The 15,457-nt window shown below is 68.5% G+C and carries 10 protein-coding genes; 6 read left to right on the top strand and 4 right to left on the bottom strand.

Features of this window, described 5'->3' with window-relative positions:
- Positions 1 to 146: 146 nt before the first annotated feature.
- Positions 147 to 719 (bottom strand): HdeD family acid-resistance protein, encoded by a 573-nt coding sequence (locus tag Q0066_RS15230; protein WP_298134465.1) that lies wholly within the window; start codon positions 717 to 719, stop codon positions 147 to 149.
- Positions 720 to 978: 259 nt separating this feature from the next.
- Between Q0066_RS15230 and Q0066_RS15235 the strand changes: the two genes are divergently transcribed.
- Positions 979 to 2,289, top strand: a complete 1,311-nt coding sequence (locus tag Q0066_RS15235) for a glycosyltransferase family 2 protein (RefSeq protein ID WP_298134468.1) — start codon at positions 979 to 981, stop codon at positions 2,287 to 2,289.
- A 94-nt stretch (positions 2,290 to 2,383) separates the two neighbouring features.
- Here Q0066_RS15235 and Q0066_RS15240 read toward each other — a convergent pair whose 3' ends face one another.
- Positions 2,384 to 2,998: an NUDIX hydrolase gene (locus tag Q0066_RS15240; protein ID WP_298134471.1), complete on the bottom strand. Its 615-nt coding sequence runs from the start codon at positions 2,996 to 2,998 to the stop codon at positions 2,384 to 2,386.
- 134 nt (positions 2,999 to 3,132) lie between these two features.
- On the opposite strand from Q0066_RS15240, the gene Q0066_RS15245 reads away from it, so the two are divergent.
- Positions 3,133 to 4,578, top strand: coding sequence for a 3' terminal RNA ribose 2'-O-methyltransferase Hen1 (locus tag Q0066_RS15245; protein ID WP_298134474.1), 1,446 nt, complete (start codon positions 3,133 to 3,135; stop codon positions 4,576 to 4,578).
- Positions 4,575 to 7,127 (top strand): polynucleotide kinase-phosphatase, encoded by a 2,553-nt coding sequence (locus Q0066_RS15250; RefSeq protein WP_298134476.1) that lies wholly within the window; start codon positions 4,575 to 4,577, stop codon positions 7,125 to 7,127. The genes Q0066_RS15245 and Q0066_RS15250 overlap by 4 nt, the downstream gene beginning before the upstream one ends.
- 442 nt (positions 7,128 to 7,569) lie before the next feature.
- On the opposite strand, the gene Q0066_RS15255 is transcribed toward Q0066_RS15250, so the two are convergent.
- On the bottom strand, positions 7,570 to 10,581 hold the full coding sequence (locus Q0066_RS15255; protein ID WP_298134479.1) for a glycoside hydrolase family 38 C-terminal domain-containing protein: 3,012 nt from the start codon (positions 10,579 to 10,581) through the stop codon (positions 7,570 to 7,572).
- On the bottom strand, positions 10,581 to 11,780 hold the full coding sequence (locus Q0066_RS15260) for a cellulase family glycosylhydrolase (protein WP_298134482.1): 1,200 nt from the start codon (positions 11,778 to 11,780) through the stop codon (positions 10,581 to 10,583). The genes Q0066_RS15255 and Q0066_RS15260 overlap by 1 nt, the downstream gene beginning before the upstream one ends.
- A gap of 234 nt (positions 11,781 to 12,014) precedes the next feature.
- Here Q0066_RS15260 and Q0066_RS15265 point away from each other — a divergent pair, with 234 nt between their 5' ends.
- From Q0066_RS15265 to Q0066_RS15275, 3 genes are all read left to right on the top strand, one after another.
- On the top strand, positions 12,015 to 13,055 hold the full coding sequence (locus Q0066_RS15265; RefSeq protein WP_298134485.1) for a LacI family DNA-binding transcriptional regulator: 1,041 nt from the start codon (positions 12,015 to 12,017) through the stop codon (positions 13,053 to 13,055).
- 188 nt (positions 13,056 to 13,243) lie between these two features.
- A complete protein-coding gene (locus Q0066_RS15270) occupies positions 13,244 to 14,533 on the top strand; it encodes an extracellular solute-binding protein (protein WP_298134487.1) in 1,290 nt (429 codons plus the stop codon).
- Between the two features lie 42 nt (positions 14,534 to 14,575).
- A complete protein-coding gene (locus Q0066_RS15275) occupies positions 14,576 to 15,457 on the top strand; it encodes a sugar ABC transporter permease (RefSeq protein ID WP_298134491.1) in 882 nt (293 codons plus the stop codon).

Raw genomic sequence — 15,457 nt, forward strand, 5'->3', positions numbered from 1 at the left:
GACATCCAGCGCACCGTGCCGATCGACGCCTGGCCACGGACCCGGACGGTGATCGGGTTCGAGCTGCGGGAAGCCGTCCGGGCCGAGACGGCGTCCGTGCCCCGGGTGGTCGGCTGAGATCACCCGGGGCGGCAGTCGGGACCAGGTCAGGCGGTCGGGTCGGACGGCGGAACGATCTCGCCCTCGATCGGCGCGACTCGGTTGGCCTCGCGCCGGACCAGGAAGCCGACAGTGATCAGCACGATGCCCCAGACGATCGCCAGGATGCCCAGCCAGAGCGCGATGATCAACGCCGCGGCGGTATCAGGCGCGGAGAGGACCAGCCAGCCCGCGAGGAGCCAGAACACGCCACCGAGCACCAACAGCCAGCGCGGCGCGGTCTGCGGCTGGGTGAACGCCGCGATGATCTCGATGACGCCGCGCAGGATCAGCCAGACCCCGAGCACCCATAGCAGTGCGAGGCCGGCGGTCACCGGCGAGAAGACGGCGATGCCGCCGGCCAGGATGCCGACGACGGCGGTGAAGATCAGATAGCCGCGGGACTGGTCGGGTCGTGGGTTGAACGCCATCACGGCCGCGACGATGCCGTCCAGCAGTGCGTAGATGCCCCACAGGATCACCAGGGTGATCCCGGTGGCGATCGGGAAGAACGCTGCGACAAGGCCGAAGACCAAAGCGACGGCGCCGGAAACGAATAGATAGGTCGATGACCGTTTCATCAGGTCGATCATGCTGAGTCCTCTGACAGGGAAAATGCCCGGGAGGTGTGCGGCGGGCGATGTCCAGTCTTCCACGCGACCCCATCGAACGCTCTCCGAACTACTTACCGCTCGCCGAATTCAGCGAGCCCCAAGTAGTTCGGCGAGCGCTGGGTGGGCGAACCGCCGGACCAGGCTCGGACAGTCGGGGACGCTGCACCCTAGACTGGCCCCTCAGCGCCGGTCACACCGGTAACCATCCACGACAGGAGCCGCCACGGTGCCCGTGCTCGATGTGATCGGCTGGGTTCTCCAGACGATCATGGTGATCGGTGCCGTCTACGGTCTCTATCACGTGGTGGTCGGCCTCAACGCTTTCGGCGAGCTGAAGCTGCCCGAACCCGAACCGGGCGAGAAACAGCACCGCTTCGCGATCCTGGTGTGCGCCAAGAATGAATCGTCGGTGATCGACCAGTTGCTGCTGACCCTGGGCAACCAGGACTATCCGCGCGAGTTGTACGACGTCTTCGTGGTCGCCGACAACTGCACCGATGACACCGCCGAAATCTGCCGCAAGGCCGGCGCCTACGTCTATGAACGCACCGACCCCGACCGCAAGGGCAAGGGCTTCGCGATGTCGTGGTTCTTCGAACGGTTCAACGTCGACCATGCCGGCCGCTACGACGCCTGTGTGGTGTTCGACGCCGACAACGTCGTCGAGGTGGGCTTCCTGGAGGCGGTCAACACCCGGTTCAACCACGGCGAGACCATCGTCGTCGGTTACCGCACCGGTAAGAACCCGTCCTCGTCGTGGGTGGCCGGTTGCAGCACTCTGTACTGGCTGCTGCAGACCCGCTTCTTCCACCTGCCGCGCAACCGGTTCGGCTGGTCGCTGTTCTCGGTCAGCGGCACCGGCTTCGGCTTCCTGCTGTCGGTGCTCGACGGCAAAGGCTGGGACACCAAGACCCAATGCGAGGACATCGAGTTCACCCTGAACGCCGTCGCCGAGGGGCATCGCGCGGTGCTCGAACCGCGCGCGGTCTTCTTCGACGAACAGCCCGACGGGTTGTGGACGTCGATCAAGCAGCGTTACCGGTGGGCGCTGGGTGGAGTCCAGATCGTTCCGATCTGCACTCCGCGGTTGTGGCGCCGGGTGCGCTCCGGTGACCGGCGGGCGATCGACGGAACGATCTACAGCGTCGGCCTGCTGGTGTCAGCCATCGCCGGCTGGTCGGGCATGGCGTTCAGCGTGATGACTGCGTTCCGGACGGGCAACTGGGCCGGGTTGGTGCTGATCAGCGCCGCATTCGGGCTCTTCGCCTACCTGTTCACCCTGATCTTCGGCTGGATCACCGTCATCCTCGAGGACGCCCGCTGGCCGGGCATGTGGAAGACGATCGTGCTGTTCCCGATCCACCTGGGCATCTGGTGGGTGCTGATGCTGGTCGCACTGTTCTACCGCGACTCCACCTGGCACGACATTCCGCACACCGTCCGGCTCAGCCTGTCCGAGATCGAGGCCGAGCATCACACCGGACGGCTGCCGCTGCGGCGTCCGGAGGGCCGGGAGCCGGACGCAGACGCGTCCTGATCCCGAGCGCCGTCGGGCCGGACTCGATCCTCGTCATCCCGGACTTGACCCTCGTCATCCCGGACTTGATCCGGGGTCTCCAAACCAGCCGTCCTCAGGCGGCCGGACGTTCCCATTCCCACACGGTGCCGGGGCGGCCGCGTCCGAGCACCATGCGTTTGCTGCTCACGGCAAGCCCCCGCAACGAGGCCAGACGGCGGTTCAGGTTGCCCCGGTCAGGGGCGATGCCGCTCAGGGTGTGGGTGATCGCCACGGCAGCGCTCACCGGGAACTCGGCGCCGGTGAGCGCCTTGGTGAACTCCAGGTCACGCCACAGCATGTCGACCAGCAGCGGACGGCACTCGAAGAGCATCACGTTGTGGTCGAACGCCAATTTGGGAACGTCGTCGAAGCCGTACCAGTCGGCGTCGCCGTCACCCACCGCCCACATCGCCACCGACAGCGAGTAGCCGCGCGGATCCCGGTTGGGCTGATCGAAGACGGTCAGCTGACCCAGCGCGGAGACATCGAAACCGACCTTCTCGATCACGGCGCGGTGGGCGGCGGCCGCCAGCCGCTCACCCTCGCGCAGCAGCACACCGGGCAGCGCCGGCACGCCCTGGTAGGGCTCGATGGTACGAGGCTTGGTCGCCACCTCCACCCGCCGCAGTTCCGCGTTGTACCGCAGCGCGATGACATCCACCGAGACCAGAGATCCGACGTTGTTCATGGTGCCTTCTTGTCAACATCGCTTCATCAGCTGTTCATTGGTCTGCCTGACTATAACCGGCACGACGAGGCTTGTCAGGCGGTGGTTGAACCTGGTCGAGGGTTGGCACGGAGCATCGCTGCCACAATGGCCCGGTGTTCTTGACCCTGACCATGACCGGAGCGGACGCCCCGGCGCTGGGTCACCTGCTGCGCAAGCACCCCGATCGGGTGCAGACCTTCACCCTGCCGGTGGGTGCCGCGACGGTGTTCTATCCGGAGTCGACCCCGGAACGGGTGACCGCGGCGCTGCTGCTCGAGGTCGACCCGATCGGCATGGTGAAGCGGCGGCTGAAGTCGCGCGAAGGGTTGTCGCTGACCGACTACGTCACCGACCGGCCGTATGCGGCGTCGTCGATGCTGGCGGTGGCGTTGGGCCGGGTGTTCAACACTGCGCTGAACGGCCGCAGTGAGTCCTACCCGGAGTTGGCCGCCGGACGGGTCCCACTGGAGATCCGGACGCCGGCGGTGCCGGCGCGCGCGACGTCCCGCCACTCGGGTGCCGAACTGGTGCGCCAACTCTTCGAGCCGCTGGGCTGGAACGTCACCGCGGCCACGCGCGACTTCGGTCCGGAGGGAAGTTGGGGGCCGGCGCCGTATGTCGACCTGACCCTGACCGGACGGGTCCGGCTGGCTGACGCGCTGTCGCAGCTGTATGTGCTGCTGCCGGTGCTCGACAACGCCAAGCACTACTGGGTCGGCTCCGACGAGGTGGCCAAGCTGGTCCGTCGTGGTGAGGGCTGGCTGGCATCCCACCCGGAGCGGGAGCTGATCGTGCGCCGCTACCTGAAATCGCGCCGCGACTACGTGGAGGACGCCACCGCGCGGCTGCGGGCGCTGGACGACGCGGTCGACGAAACCGAGCCGGACGACCCGGCCTCCGGTGAGGAAGGGGCAGAGGCACCGACGCCGCTCAAGCTGTTGCGGCTGCAGGCCGTGCTGGACGCCGTCCGCGAGGTCGGCGCGCGCCGCGTGGTTGATCTGGGCTGCGGCGAGGGGTTCTACCTGCGGGCTCTGCTCGACGACCCGGCGATCGTCGAGATCGTCGGGGTCGACGTGTCGCCGCGGGTGCTGGAGTATGCGGAGCGCCGGCTCGGTCTCGACCGGCGCTCGGAACGGCAGGTGGCGAAGCTGTCGCTGTGGCAGTCGTCGGCGACCTATCGCGACGACCGGCTGGCCGGGTTCGACGCGATCCTGCTGGTCGAGGTGATCGAGCACCTCGACCCCGACCGGATCGACGCCCTGGAAGCGAGTGTGTTCGGGGCGGCTCGCCCAGCGCATGTCGTGCTCACCACGCCGAACCGGGACTACAACGTCGTCTACGGGCTGCCCGACGGCACATGGCGGCATCCGGACCATCGCTTCGAATGGACGCGGGCCGAGTTCGCCGCGTGGGCGCAGACGGTGGGCGACCGTTTCGGCTACCGGGTGGAGCTCCGCGGCGTCGGTGCGGTCGACGCCGTGCTCGGCGCGCCGACGCAGCTCGCCCTGTTCAGTCGCGACGACGTCGCGGAACCGCCCGGACGAGGGGAGGGCCGATGACCGCGCTGCCGGTTCCGGCGCTCAGCCTGGTGGTGCTCGTCGGGGTGTCCGGCTCGGGCAAGTCCACCTTCGCCGCGCGGGCGTTCGCGCCGTACGAGGTGCTCAGCTCGGACTACTGCCGGGCGCTGGTCAGCGGTGACGAGACCGACCAGTCGGCCAGCGCGGACGCCTTCGACGTGCTGCATTACATCGTCGGCAAGCGCCTCGATCGGGGGTTGCTGACCGTCGTCGACGCCACCAATGTGTCCCGCGAGGCGCGGGCGTCCCTGGTGCAGCTGGCCCGCGACCACGATGTGCTGCCGGTGGCGATCGTCCTCGATGTGCCGACTCAGGTGGCGATCCAGCGCAACGCCGGCCGCGCCGACCGTCCGTTCGGGGAGGGGCCGATCAAACGTCAGGCGGCCCAGCTGCGCCGCTCGGTCCGCGGGCTGGGCCGGGAGGGTTTCCGCAAGGTGCACGTGCTGACCTCGGTCGACGAGGTCGACCAGGCGGTGATCGTCCGGGAACGGCTGCTGAACGACTTCCGCGACCAGCACGGGCCGTTCGACGTGATCGGCGACGTGCACGGCTGCCTCGACGAGCTGGTGCTGCTGCTCGACCGGCTCGGCTACCTGGTGGTTCGGGATTCCGCCGGGCGGGCCGTCGATGCCGAGCATCCCGGGGGACGCCGCGTCGTGTTCGTCGGCGACCTGGTCGATCGCGGCCCGTCGTCGGTGGGCGTGCTGCGGTTGGCGATGGGTATGACGGCCGCCGGTCACGCGCTGGCGGTGCCGGGCAATCATGAGGCGAAGCTGATCCGGGCACTCGACGGCCGCAACGTGCAGGCCAGCCATGGGCTGGAGCGGACGTTGGCCGAACTCGCCGATGAACCCGACGAGTTCCGGGTTCAGGTGCGGGAATGGTGCCGGAGCCTGGTCTCGCACCTGGTGCTCGACGACGGGAAGCTGGTGATCGCCCACGCCGGACTCAAACAGGCCTACCACGGCCGGGCGTCCGGGCGGGTGCGGTCGTTCGCGCTGTATGGCGACACGACCGGTGAGACCGACGAATACGGGTTGCCGGTGCGGCTGCCCTGGGCTGAGGAGTACCGCGGACGGGCGTTGGTCGCCTACGGGCACACCCCCACCCCGACGCTGGACTGGGTCAACAACACGTTGTGCCTGGACACCGGCTGCGTGTTCGGGGGCAAGCTCTCCGCGCTGCGCTATCCCGAGCGGGAGACCGTCTCGGTCGACGCGCTCGGCGTCCACTACGAGCCGGTGAAGCCCCTGGTTCCCCAGGTCGAGCAGCGGGCCGCCGATGAACTGCGGCTCGACGATGTGGCCGGACGCCGCTCGATCGAAACCTCGACGATGGGCCGGGTGACGATCACGGCCGAGGACGCCGCCGGTGCCCTCGAAGTGATGAGCCGGTTCGCGCTGCACCCCCGGCTGGTGCCTTACCTGCCGCCGACCATGTCGCCGGTCGCCACCGCGAAGCGGGACGGCTACCTGGAGCACCCCGCCGAGGCGTTCGCAACGTATGCGGAGTGGGGCGTCGATCGGGTGATCTGCCAGGAGAAGCACATGGGGTCGCGGGCGGTGGTGTTCGTCCGGCCCGGTGACGGGGCGGTCTACACCCGCACCGGCCGCACGTTCTTCGGTGCCGAGTTGACCGCGAAACTGCTCGACCGGGTGCGGGCAGCGGTAGCGAGCGCCGGTCTCGATCGGGAGCTGGGTTCGGACTGGCTGTTGCTGGACGCCGAGCTGCTGCCCTGGTCGGCCAAGGCCGGGTCGCTGCTGCGCGAGCAGTACGCGCCGGTCGGTGCGGCGGCGGCGATGGCGTTGCCGCCCGCGGTTGCGGCGCTGCGGATGGCCGCCGCGCGCAATGTCGACCGAGGTGAGGTGGAACGAGGGGACGGTTCTTTTCGTTCCGCTGGGCTCGACGTCGGGCCCCTGCTACAGCGCACCGAGTCCCGGCTCGCGAACGCGTCCGCCTATGACGCGGCCTGGCAGCGTTACGTCTGGCCGACGTCCGGGCTGGACGGCGTGCAACTGGCGGTCTTCCAGGTGCTCGCCGCCGAAGGGGCATCGTTCGCCGGGCGTGACCACCAGTGGCACCTGGCGATCGCCGACCGGCTGGTCGAAGCCGATCCCGGGTTGTTCCGGACGACGCGGCGGCTGGCGGTGGAGGTGGACGACGCCGAGAGTGTCGCGGCCGGCATCGGTTGGTGGGAGGAGCTGACCGAGGCGGGCGGTGAGGGCATGGTGGTGAAACCGCTTGCCAACCGGGTGCCGGTGACCAAGGGACGCCGCCCGCAGCCCGGTCTGAAGGTGCGCGGCCGTGAGTATCTGCGGATCATCTACGGCCCCGACTACACCGAGCCCGGCAACCTCGAGCGGCTCCGCAACCGTAACCTCAGTAGGAAGCGCTCGCTGGCCCTTCGCGAGTATGCGCTGGGGTTGGAAGCGGTGGATCGGCTGGTTGCCGGGGAGCCGCTGTGGCGCGTCCATGAGGCGGTGTTCGGGGTGTTGGCCCTGGAATCGGAGCCTGTCGACCCGCGGCTGTGACGATCCGACAGTCGGTCGGCGGATCCCCAGGCACCCTTGGGCTGCTCTTGAGGTTCCGCTGATCGTTGGTTGAGGAGCACCCGGCAGAGTTCTTCTCGTGCTGGGGGGCCAAGCCACCACAGGGCAGGGGCCGGGATCGTGATTCGGGGGAACACGAACCAGGTCGGGGAAACTGCCTAGTGGTGAGACGGATCGAGCCGGGTCTGGACGCAGGAGGAAGCGTCCGGAGCCCGGCTCTCCGCAATTGCGCTGGGTGAGACCTCTCCGTCAGCCCTGCGCGGTCAGTCCGTTCCGGCTTCTTCGTCATCGCGGGGCTTGCCCCGGGATCTCGTTGCGCTGGATAGGTGCGGAGATCCCGGCGTTCGCCGGAATGACGGGTCCTCGCCGATAGGGTCTCGACAAGCTCGACCAACGGTTGGGGCAAGCTCGACTGACGGGGCTGTTAAGCCCGGGTGATCCGGAGGGTTTGCACCTGGAACGGACGCAAGGTGAGGCCGACCGACACCCCGTCGTCCGTCGCCGAGTGGGCGACCGGGTCGCCGGGGCGCTCCAACAGGTCCGCGGCCCGCACGGAGGCTACCGGCAGATCGACGGTCAGTTCAGTCGATGCCCGGCCGCCGGAGGCCTCGTAGACCCGGACGATCAGGTCACCCGAGCGGTCGTCGGCGAGCTTCACCGCGCTGATCAGCACCCGCGGGTCGCTGGACGTCACCAACGGCGCCAGTTCGGCTCCCCGCGCCGGGCGGGCCGGCACGTTGACGGCCCAGCCCAGTTCGGTGGCCCGGGCCGGGTCGGCGCCGAAGGCGAGCGCGAACCGCATCTGCTGGACGCCGAGGTCGGTCCGCGGGTCGGGGAAGCGCGGCGCTCGCAGCATCGAGAACCGGACGTCGGAGACCACGGTGCCGCCGCGCTGCGATCGCACCACGTCGAAGCCGTAGGTCGAATCGTTCGCGAATGCGACGCCGAAGCCGGGCTCCTGGACCAGGAACCAGCGCTGGGCGTGGGTTTCGAACCGGGCGTTCTCCCACGAGGTGTTGTCGTGGGTGGCGCGCGACTGGAAGCCGAACTGGGTCTCGGCGATCGCGGTGTCGGCGAACACGTCGATCGGGAAGGCCAGCTTGAGGAACTTCTCGGTCTCCTGCCAGTCGACCGTGTTGTCGATCAGCAGCGCCCGGCCGTCCGCGGACAGCGACAGCCGCTGCTCGATGGACGAGGCACCGAACGAACGCCGTACGACGATCGCGTCGCCGTCCAGCCGGACCTCGTCGGCGGTCTCGATGTCGCGGCGCATCGTGCGGTAGCTGTTGTCGACGTCCCAGGCGTCCCACAGGTTCGGGAAGTCCTGGTGCAGCTGCAGCAGGTTGCCCCGCTCGCCGGCCGGGATCGCATCCCGTCCGGACGCCAGGTCGACTGCGCTCACCACGTGCCCGGCCGCGTCCAGTTCGATTCGGACGGCGTCGCTGGCCAGCACGAAACCGTCCCCCGCCACCGAGGCAGTGGTGCCGGCGGGGGTGACCGGAAGGCTGACGGCCCCCGCCGCCACGCCCGATTGAGCGATCGGTGCGGCGTTGACCAGGAGGTTCGGCTCTGCGGCGTCCAGCTCGACGCCCAATGCCGCCAGCGAGTCGGCGATGATCTGGTTAAGGGTCTGCGCCACCAGCGCGTAGCGGACGACCGCCTCGCGATGCACCCAGGCGATCGAGGTGCCGGGCAGGATGTCGTGGAACTGCAGCAGCAGCACTTCGTGCCAGGCCCGGTCGAGCGTCTCGTACGGGTACGGATGCCCCGTCCGGACGGCCGCGACGCTGGCCCACAGCTCGGCCTCGAACAGCAGCTGCTCGCTGCGCCGGTTGCCCTGCTTCATCTTGTGCTGGGTGGTGTACGTGGCGCGGTGCCGCTCCAGGTACAGCTCGCCCTTCCACACCGCAGGCTCGGGCAGCTCGGCCCTGGCCCGCTCGAAGAAGGCGTCCGGGGTCTCCCAGGTGACCTTGGCGCTGCCCTCCAGGTCGGCCAGCCGCTTGGCCCGGGCGATCATCTCGCGGGTGGTGCCGCCACCGCCGTCGCCCCAGCCGGTCGGCGCCAGCGAGGACGAGCCGATCGACTTCTCCTTGAAGTTGCGGTCGGCGCGGGCCACCTCGTCACCGGACAACTGGGAGTTGTAGGTGTCCATCGACGGGAAGTGGGTGAAGATCCGCGAGCCGTCGATGCCCTCCCAGTGGAAGGAGCTGTGCGGGAAGATGTTCCGCTCGTTCCAGGAGATCTTCTGCGTCAGGAACCATTCGAAACCGGCCCCGACAAGCAGCTGCGGCAGTGCCGCCGAGTAGCCGAAACTGTCCGGCAGCCAGGCCCCGCGGCATTCGATTCCGAACTCGTCGCGGAAGAAGCGCTGCCCGTACAGGAACTGCCGGATCATCGCCTCGCCGCCGGGCAGCACGGCGTCGGCCTCGACCCACATGCCGCCGACCGGGACGAAACGCCCGTCGGCGACCGCCTGCTTCACCCGGGCGTACACCTCGGGGCGATGTTCCTTGATCCAGGCGTACTGCTGGGCGCTCGACATGGCGTAGATGAAGTCGTCGTGCTCGTCGAGCAGGGTGACCATCGAGCTGGTGGTGCGGGCCACCTTGCGGACGGTTTCGCGCAGCGGCCACAGCCACGCCGAGTCGATGTGGGCGTGGCCGACCGCGGTGATCCGGTGCGCGGAGGGCGCGGCCGGGCTGCTCAGCACCTCGACGAGTTCGGCCCGGCCCGCGGCGGCGGTGCCGGCGATGTTCTGCAGGTCGACGGCGTCCAGCGCCCGATCGAGCGCGAACAGGATGCGTGCCCGACGGGCGGAGCTCGCGTCCAGCTGCTGGGCGAGCTGCAGCAGCACCTCGACGTCGTGGACGAGTTCGAACACCTCGGTCTCGAAGACCACGACGTCGGCACGGCGCAGCCGGTACAGCAGCTCTTCTCCGGCGGTGGCCCATTCCCCCTTCTCGGTGGGCTGGAACGGCACATAGTCGAGCAGCACCGGATTGGACGCCGCCTCGACGTAGAACTCGATCGGCTCACCGCCGGTGGCCTCGCCGACCACCGGGATCCACTGTGCGCGCGGGTGCAGGGACCGCACCGGGCTGCCGTCCGCGCGGTAGACCAGGCCCTCGGCCTGGAAGCCGGTCATGTTGATGTCGAAACCGAGGTCGAGCAGCACCTCGACCCGCTCGCCGGCGAACTCGGCGGGCACCTGGCCGGTGACTCGGAACCAGGTGGTGTCCCAGGCCCGCCCCCACGGCTCGCCCGGCTGAGTCGGCGCGTACTCGGCGGCCAGCCCGTCGGCGACTGCGATCGGTTCGCCGCCCACCCGGTGCGCGGCGATCATCAGCGGATGTGGCCGCGAATGGATGGCGGGGCGCAGCCGCTCTTCGAGGACGCGGACCGCGCGGGCAAGCGTCAGATCCTGGTTGTTGTGCATCAAGCCTCCACGGTCGCGGCCAGGGTCACCCGAGGGTGCCGGCCGGCACGGGCAATGTCCATGTAACGCTCCCAGAACGCGCCGCCCGGTGCCAGATCGCGGCGGCTCACGTCGGTGGGGTCGAGCAGCAGTCGCGGCGGGTCGGCGTCGTCGACGCTCTCCCGGCGGCGTCGGCGCAACTCGTCCATCGCCCGGGCGAGCACCCGGCCCTCGTTCTTGATCGTGCCGTGCTCGTCGATCAGGCCGAGGTCGTACTCCAGTTCGGGGAAGTCGGCCAGTGACCGGCTGACGTCGTGCGAGCACCACCAGGTGATGCCGTACAGCTGCGGGGTGTCGGCGAGCTGCTCGACGGTGGCCTCGATGAACGGTGCGACGGACGCCTGCGGCAGCACGTTGCGCGGCGCACCCACCTCCTGCACCCAGACCGGGCGATCCGGGTCGGCCTGGAACGCCCGGGCGATCTCGGTCAGGTAGCGGGCGTGCGCCCGGGTCTCGAAGGCGTCCGGGCCGTAGACCTGGGCGGTGCCGTTGAACACCCACGAATGCAGCACGGTCATGTCGCCCAGGTTCGCGGCGTGCGCCGGGGTGAAAGGCTGGGTGTCGTCGTACCAGGTGGCGTCGTAGCAGGCGTGCAGCACCTGGACGTCGGGGGCGCCGGTGCGCAGCGCACCCAGCATCGCGTCGAGCCACGCGCTCACGTCACCCTCGGACGCCGGATACGGCTCGGGATGGACGGTGCCGGTGAACTGGTTGACCTCGTTGCCGACGGTCAGTCCGAGCAGGTTGGGGTGACCGGCACAGGCTCGGGCCAGCGCGGTCAGGTAGACGGCCGTGGAGGCGACCACGTCGGGGTCGGTGAAGAAGCCGCGGCGATGCCAGCTGGTCAGCCAGGCCGGCACGAAGTCGAAGCTGGACAGGTGACCCTGCAGGCCGTCGACCCAGACGTCCAGGCCGCGCTCGTCGGCGAGCTCGATCACCTTCTCGACATCGGCCAGGCCGCCGGGGCGGATCAGTGTCCGGTTCGGCTGCAGCAGTGGCCAGAGCGGGAAGACCCGGACGTGGTCGACGCCCAGTTCGGCGATGGTGTCGAAGTCGCGGGCCACGTCGTCGGCGCTGAAATCGAGCCAGTGGTGGAACCATCCGACGCGTGGGGTGTAGTTCACCCCGAAGCGGACCGGGGCTCCAGCAGGGGCCGTCATCGGCGTAACTTTACCGATTGAGTATCGCCTGTCAAAGGCTCTGTCCGGGGGCCGCCGCGCGGGCTCGGGCGGGGTCACCGGAACGTCGGCGGCCGACCGTGCCGGACCCAGCCGTCCGCGCGCCTCGGAACCGCTCGGCCGGGCCGTGCGGGAGCGGGGCGAGGCAGCCCCGGCCGCCCTTCCGCCACTACGTTAAGGTTGGCCCGGAAACAGGCACGACCGGGAGGCGGAGCAATGGCGGCCAGAGAGGCGGGTATTCCCCGTTCCGGCCGCGTCACGATTTCCGACATCGCCCGTCGGGCGGGTGTCACCAGCGGTGCCGTTTCGCTCGCAATCAACGGCAAACCGGGCGTTTCCGATATCACTCGGGCCCGCATCCTCAGGATCGCCGACGAGATGCGCTGGCGTCCGAATCACGCCGCCAAAACGTTGCGCGGGCAGAGCCCGCATTCCATCGGACTGGTGCTGACCAGGCCCGAAGAGGTGGTCGGCGAAGAGGTCTTCTTCACCAAATTCCTCGCCGGCGTCCAGTCGGTGCTGAGTCAGCGGGGCTATTCGCTGCAGTTGCAGATGGCTACCGACCTGGCCTCCGAGACGGCCATCCATGCCGACTGGATCGCCGACGGCCGGGTGGACGGCATCCTCGTCCTCGACCCGCGGGTGGACGATCCACGGGTGGCCGCGCTGCTCGAACTCGGCCTGCCTGCGGTGATCGTCGGCGGCGACCAGGACGGCGCCGCCTTGACCAGCGTCCGCACCGACGACGGGCAATTCATGCGGGTGGTGTTCGACCATCTGCTCGCCCTGGGGCATCAGCGAATCGGTTACATCACCGGCGACCAGAGCTTCGCCCATATTCGCCGGCGCATCGCTGCTTTCACCGACTACACCCTCGAATCGGGTATCTGGGGCATCACCCTGGCGGCAGATTTCGTGCCGCAACAGGCCAAGGAAGCCACCCGAAAACTCATGTCGTCACCCAAGGGCCCGACCGCGCTGATTTTCGACAGCGAAGTGATGGCCATCGCCGGAATGGCGACGTTGAGCGAGTTGGGATTCGCGGTGCCGGGCGATGTTTCGGTGCTGTCGTGGGAAGACTCGGCAACCTGTCGGGTGCTGCACCCGACGCTGACCGCGCTGAATCGTGACGCCGCGGCATTGGGTCGCCAGGCCGCGACCGGCATGCTGCGACTGCTCGACCGTGAACCGGCCGACGAGCCGGCGGTCGTCGCCAGCGTGGTGCCCCGCGAGTCGACGGCGCCCCCGGCGTCCTGATCCGCGCCGACTTCCAACTGACGTTCCGACAACTGACGTTTCCGATCCGCCGAGCCCGGAGGCTCGCCCCCTGGTCTCTGCGAGCCCGATCGGTGGGCCGTCCCTTGCACTCAACTCAATCGATGTAGTAACTTCCACGCCACCATGCGCCGTCGCTTGGCGGCCTTGCACAACTATGAGGAGGCATGATGAGACGCTTCACCGGACTCGTCACCCTGGTGGCATCGGCCGCACTCGCTCTGACTGCTTGCACGGGCGGCGGCGCAGCCCCCGCTCCGGCACAGTCCAGCGGTGGTGGCAGCGGCAAGCTCTCCGGAACGGTGAAGTTCCAGAGCTGGTCGCTGAAGAACGAGACGTTCAGCCCCTACTTCGAGGCGCTCTTCGCCTCGTTCGAGAAGGAGACCGGCGTCAAGGTCGAGTGGCTCGACCAGCCCGGCGAGGGTTACCAGGAGAAGGTGCTCGCCCAGGCCAATTCCGGTTCGTTGCCCGACGTGATCAACCTGCCGCCGGACATCGCGTTCCCGCTGGCCAAGGCCGGCGTGCTGCTCGACGTCAACGCGGCCGATTCGTCCCTGGCCTCGACCTTCGTGCCGGGCGCCTGGGAGGCCTACTCCTACCCGGGCCTGACCGGCACGTTCGGCATTCCCTGGTACCTGGGCACCGACCTCAGCTGGTGGAACGGCACCGAGCTGAAGAAGTACGGCGTCGACACCGACAAGCTGCCGACCACCAATGAAGAACTGATCGAGCTGGCCAAGAAGGTCGGCACCGAGTCCAAGGGCAAGCTGCCGGTGCTGTCGTCGATGCCGACGATCGACCTGTTCTCGTCCAGCGGCGTCCCGGTGATGAACGACGCCGGAGACTTCGTCTTCAACACCCCGCAGGCCGCCGCGATCGTCGATCAGTTCCGCGACGCCTACAAGGCCGGCGGTGTCCCCCCGGAGGCGCTGACCGGTGACTTCGGTGGCAATGCCGACAACTTCAAGGCGGGCAAGGTCGCCTACACCACGGCCACCTCGACCTTCGCCACCGATCTGGCGAAGAACGCGCCGACGATCGCCAAGGGCGTCATCGCCACGCCGCGTATCGGCGACGCCCCGCTGTTCGTCCAGGGCGTCTCGGTCGCGGCCAACTCGGCCAACAAGGACGCCGCGCTCGCCTTCGCGAAGTACCTGACCAACACGGCCAACCAGGTCGCGTTCTGCAAGATCGCCGTCGGCTACATGCCGGGCACGGTCGAGGGCAGCGCCGATACCGCGTCGCTCAGCGCGGGAGTCAAGGACGAGTTGCAGTTGAAGGCCATCGGCATCGTGGTCGAGTCCATGAAGACCGCGCGGGTGCTCACCCCCGTGCAGTGGACCGGTGCGATGAAGACCTACATGGACCAGCAGCTCGCCCTCGCCCTCAAGGGAGAGATCGGTTCGCAGGAGGCGCTCGACAAGATCGTCAAGTACGCCAACACGAACAAGGTCGAGTGACCTGAACCGCCTAGCGATCCCGGGAAGGAGAAGGAGGAACCCATGAAGTCACACAAGTGGTTCACGCCGTGGCTGCTGGTGGCACCGGGTGTCATCTGGGTGCTGGTGTTCGGCCTGTGGCCGTTCTTCAACACCGTGGTGCTGAGCTTCACCAACGCGCGCCCACTGCAAGCGGGACGGTTCATCGGACTGGAGAACTATGCCCGGATCGGCTCGGACGAGCAGTTCGGCTACGCGCTGACGACGAGCCTGATCTACATGGTCGTCTGCATTCCGTTGCTGACGATCCTGCCGTTGCTGGTCGCGCTGCTGGTGGAGAAGACGATCCCCTGGATCACCTTCTTCCGCACCACCTTCTACTTCCCGGTGATCGCGTCGGTGGTTGTGGTCGCCCTGATCTGGAGTTGGCTGTTCGACACCAAGGGCTTGATCAACGGCGCCCTCGAGGCGATGGGTGTGGTCGACAACCCGGTTCCGTTCCTGGTCGACCGCTGGTGGCTGCTGATCACCGCCATCCTGCTGACCGTCTGGAAGGGCCTCGGCTACTACATGGTGGTCTACCTGGCCGCTCTGGGTAACTCCAACAAGGAGTTGCACGAGGCAGCCGCGCTGGACGGCGCCGGAGCCTTCCAGCGGTTCCTGACGGTCACCCTTCCGGCGGTCCGGGGCGCGATGGTGCTGATCATGGCGCTGGTGGCGGTCTCCGCACTGCGCGTCTTCACCGAGTTGCAGGTGCTCTCCAACGGCACCGGCGGCCCTGGTGGCCAGTCCATGTCGCTGGTGATGTTGATCAAGACGGTCGGTTCAGGGCTGACCGGCAACGTCGGCTACGCGTCGGCGCTGAGCGTCGTGCTGTTCCTGATCACGGCGTTGCCGCTGCTGGCGATCGCCTGGATGAACCGCGAGAAGGAAGCGAAGGCCTGA

Source organism: Micropruina sp. (assembly GCF_027492755.1).
Taxonomy (GTDB): domain Bacteria; phylum Actinomycetota; class Actinomycetes; order Propionibacteriales; family Propionibacteriaceae; genus Micropruina.

Bases quoted from the DNA above. Each gene is read 5' to 3' on its own strand.
- Q0066_RS15260 (WP_298134482.1), bottom strand. From the start codon at position 11,780: ATGACGGCCCCTGCTGGAGCCCCGGTCCGCTTCGGGGTGAACTACACC.
- Q0066_RS15265 (WP_298134485.1), top strand. From the start codon at position 12,015: ATGGCGGCCAGAGAGGCGGGTATTCCCCGTTCCGGCCGCGTCACGATT.
- Q0066_RS15255 (WP_298134479.1), bottom strand. From the start codon at position 10,581: ATGCACAACAACCAGGATCTGACGCTTGCCCGCGCGGTCCGCGTCCTC.
- Q0066_RS15240 (WP_298134471.1), bottom strand. From the start codon at position 2,998: ATGAACAACGTCGGATCTCTGGTCTCGGTGGATGTCATCGCGCTGCGG.
- Q0066_RS15230 (WP_298134465.1), bottom strand. From the start codon at position 719: ATGAAACGGTCATCGACCTATCTATTCGTTTCCGGCGCCGTCGCTTTG.
- Q0066_RS15270 (WP_298134487.1), top strand. From the start codon at position 13,244: ATGAGACGCTTCACCGGACTCGTCACCCTGGTGGCATCGGCCGCACTC.
- Q0066_RS15250 (WP_298134476.1), top strand. From the start codon at position 4,575: ATGACCGCGCTGCCGGTTCCGGCGCTCAGCCTGGTGGTGCTCGTCGGG.
- Q0066_RS15275 (WP_298134491.1), top strand. From the start codon at position 14,576: ATGAAGTCACACAAGTGGTTCACGCCGTGGCTGCTGGTGGCACCGGGT.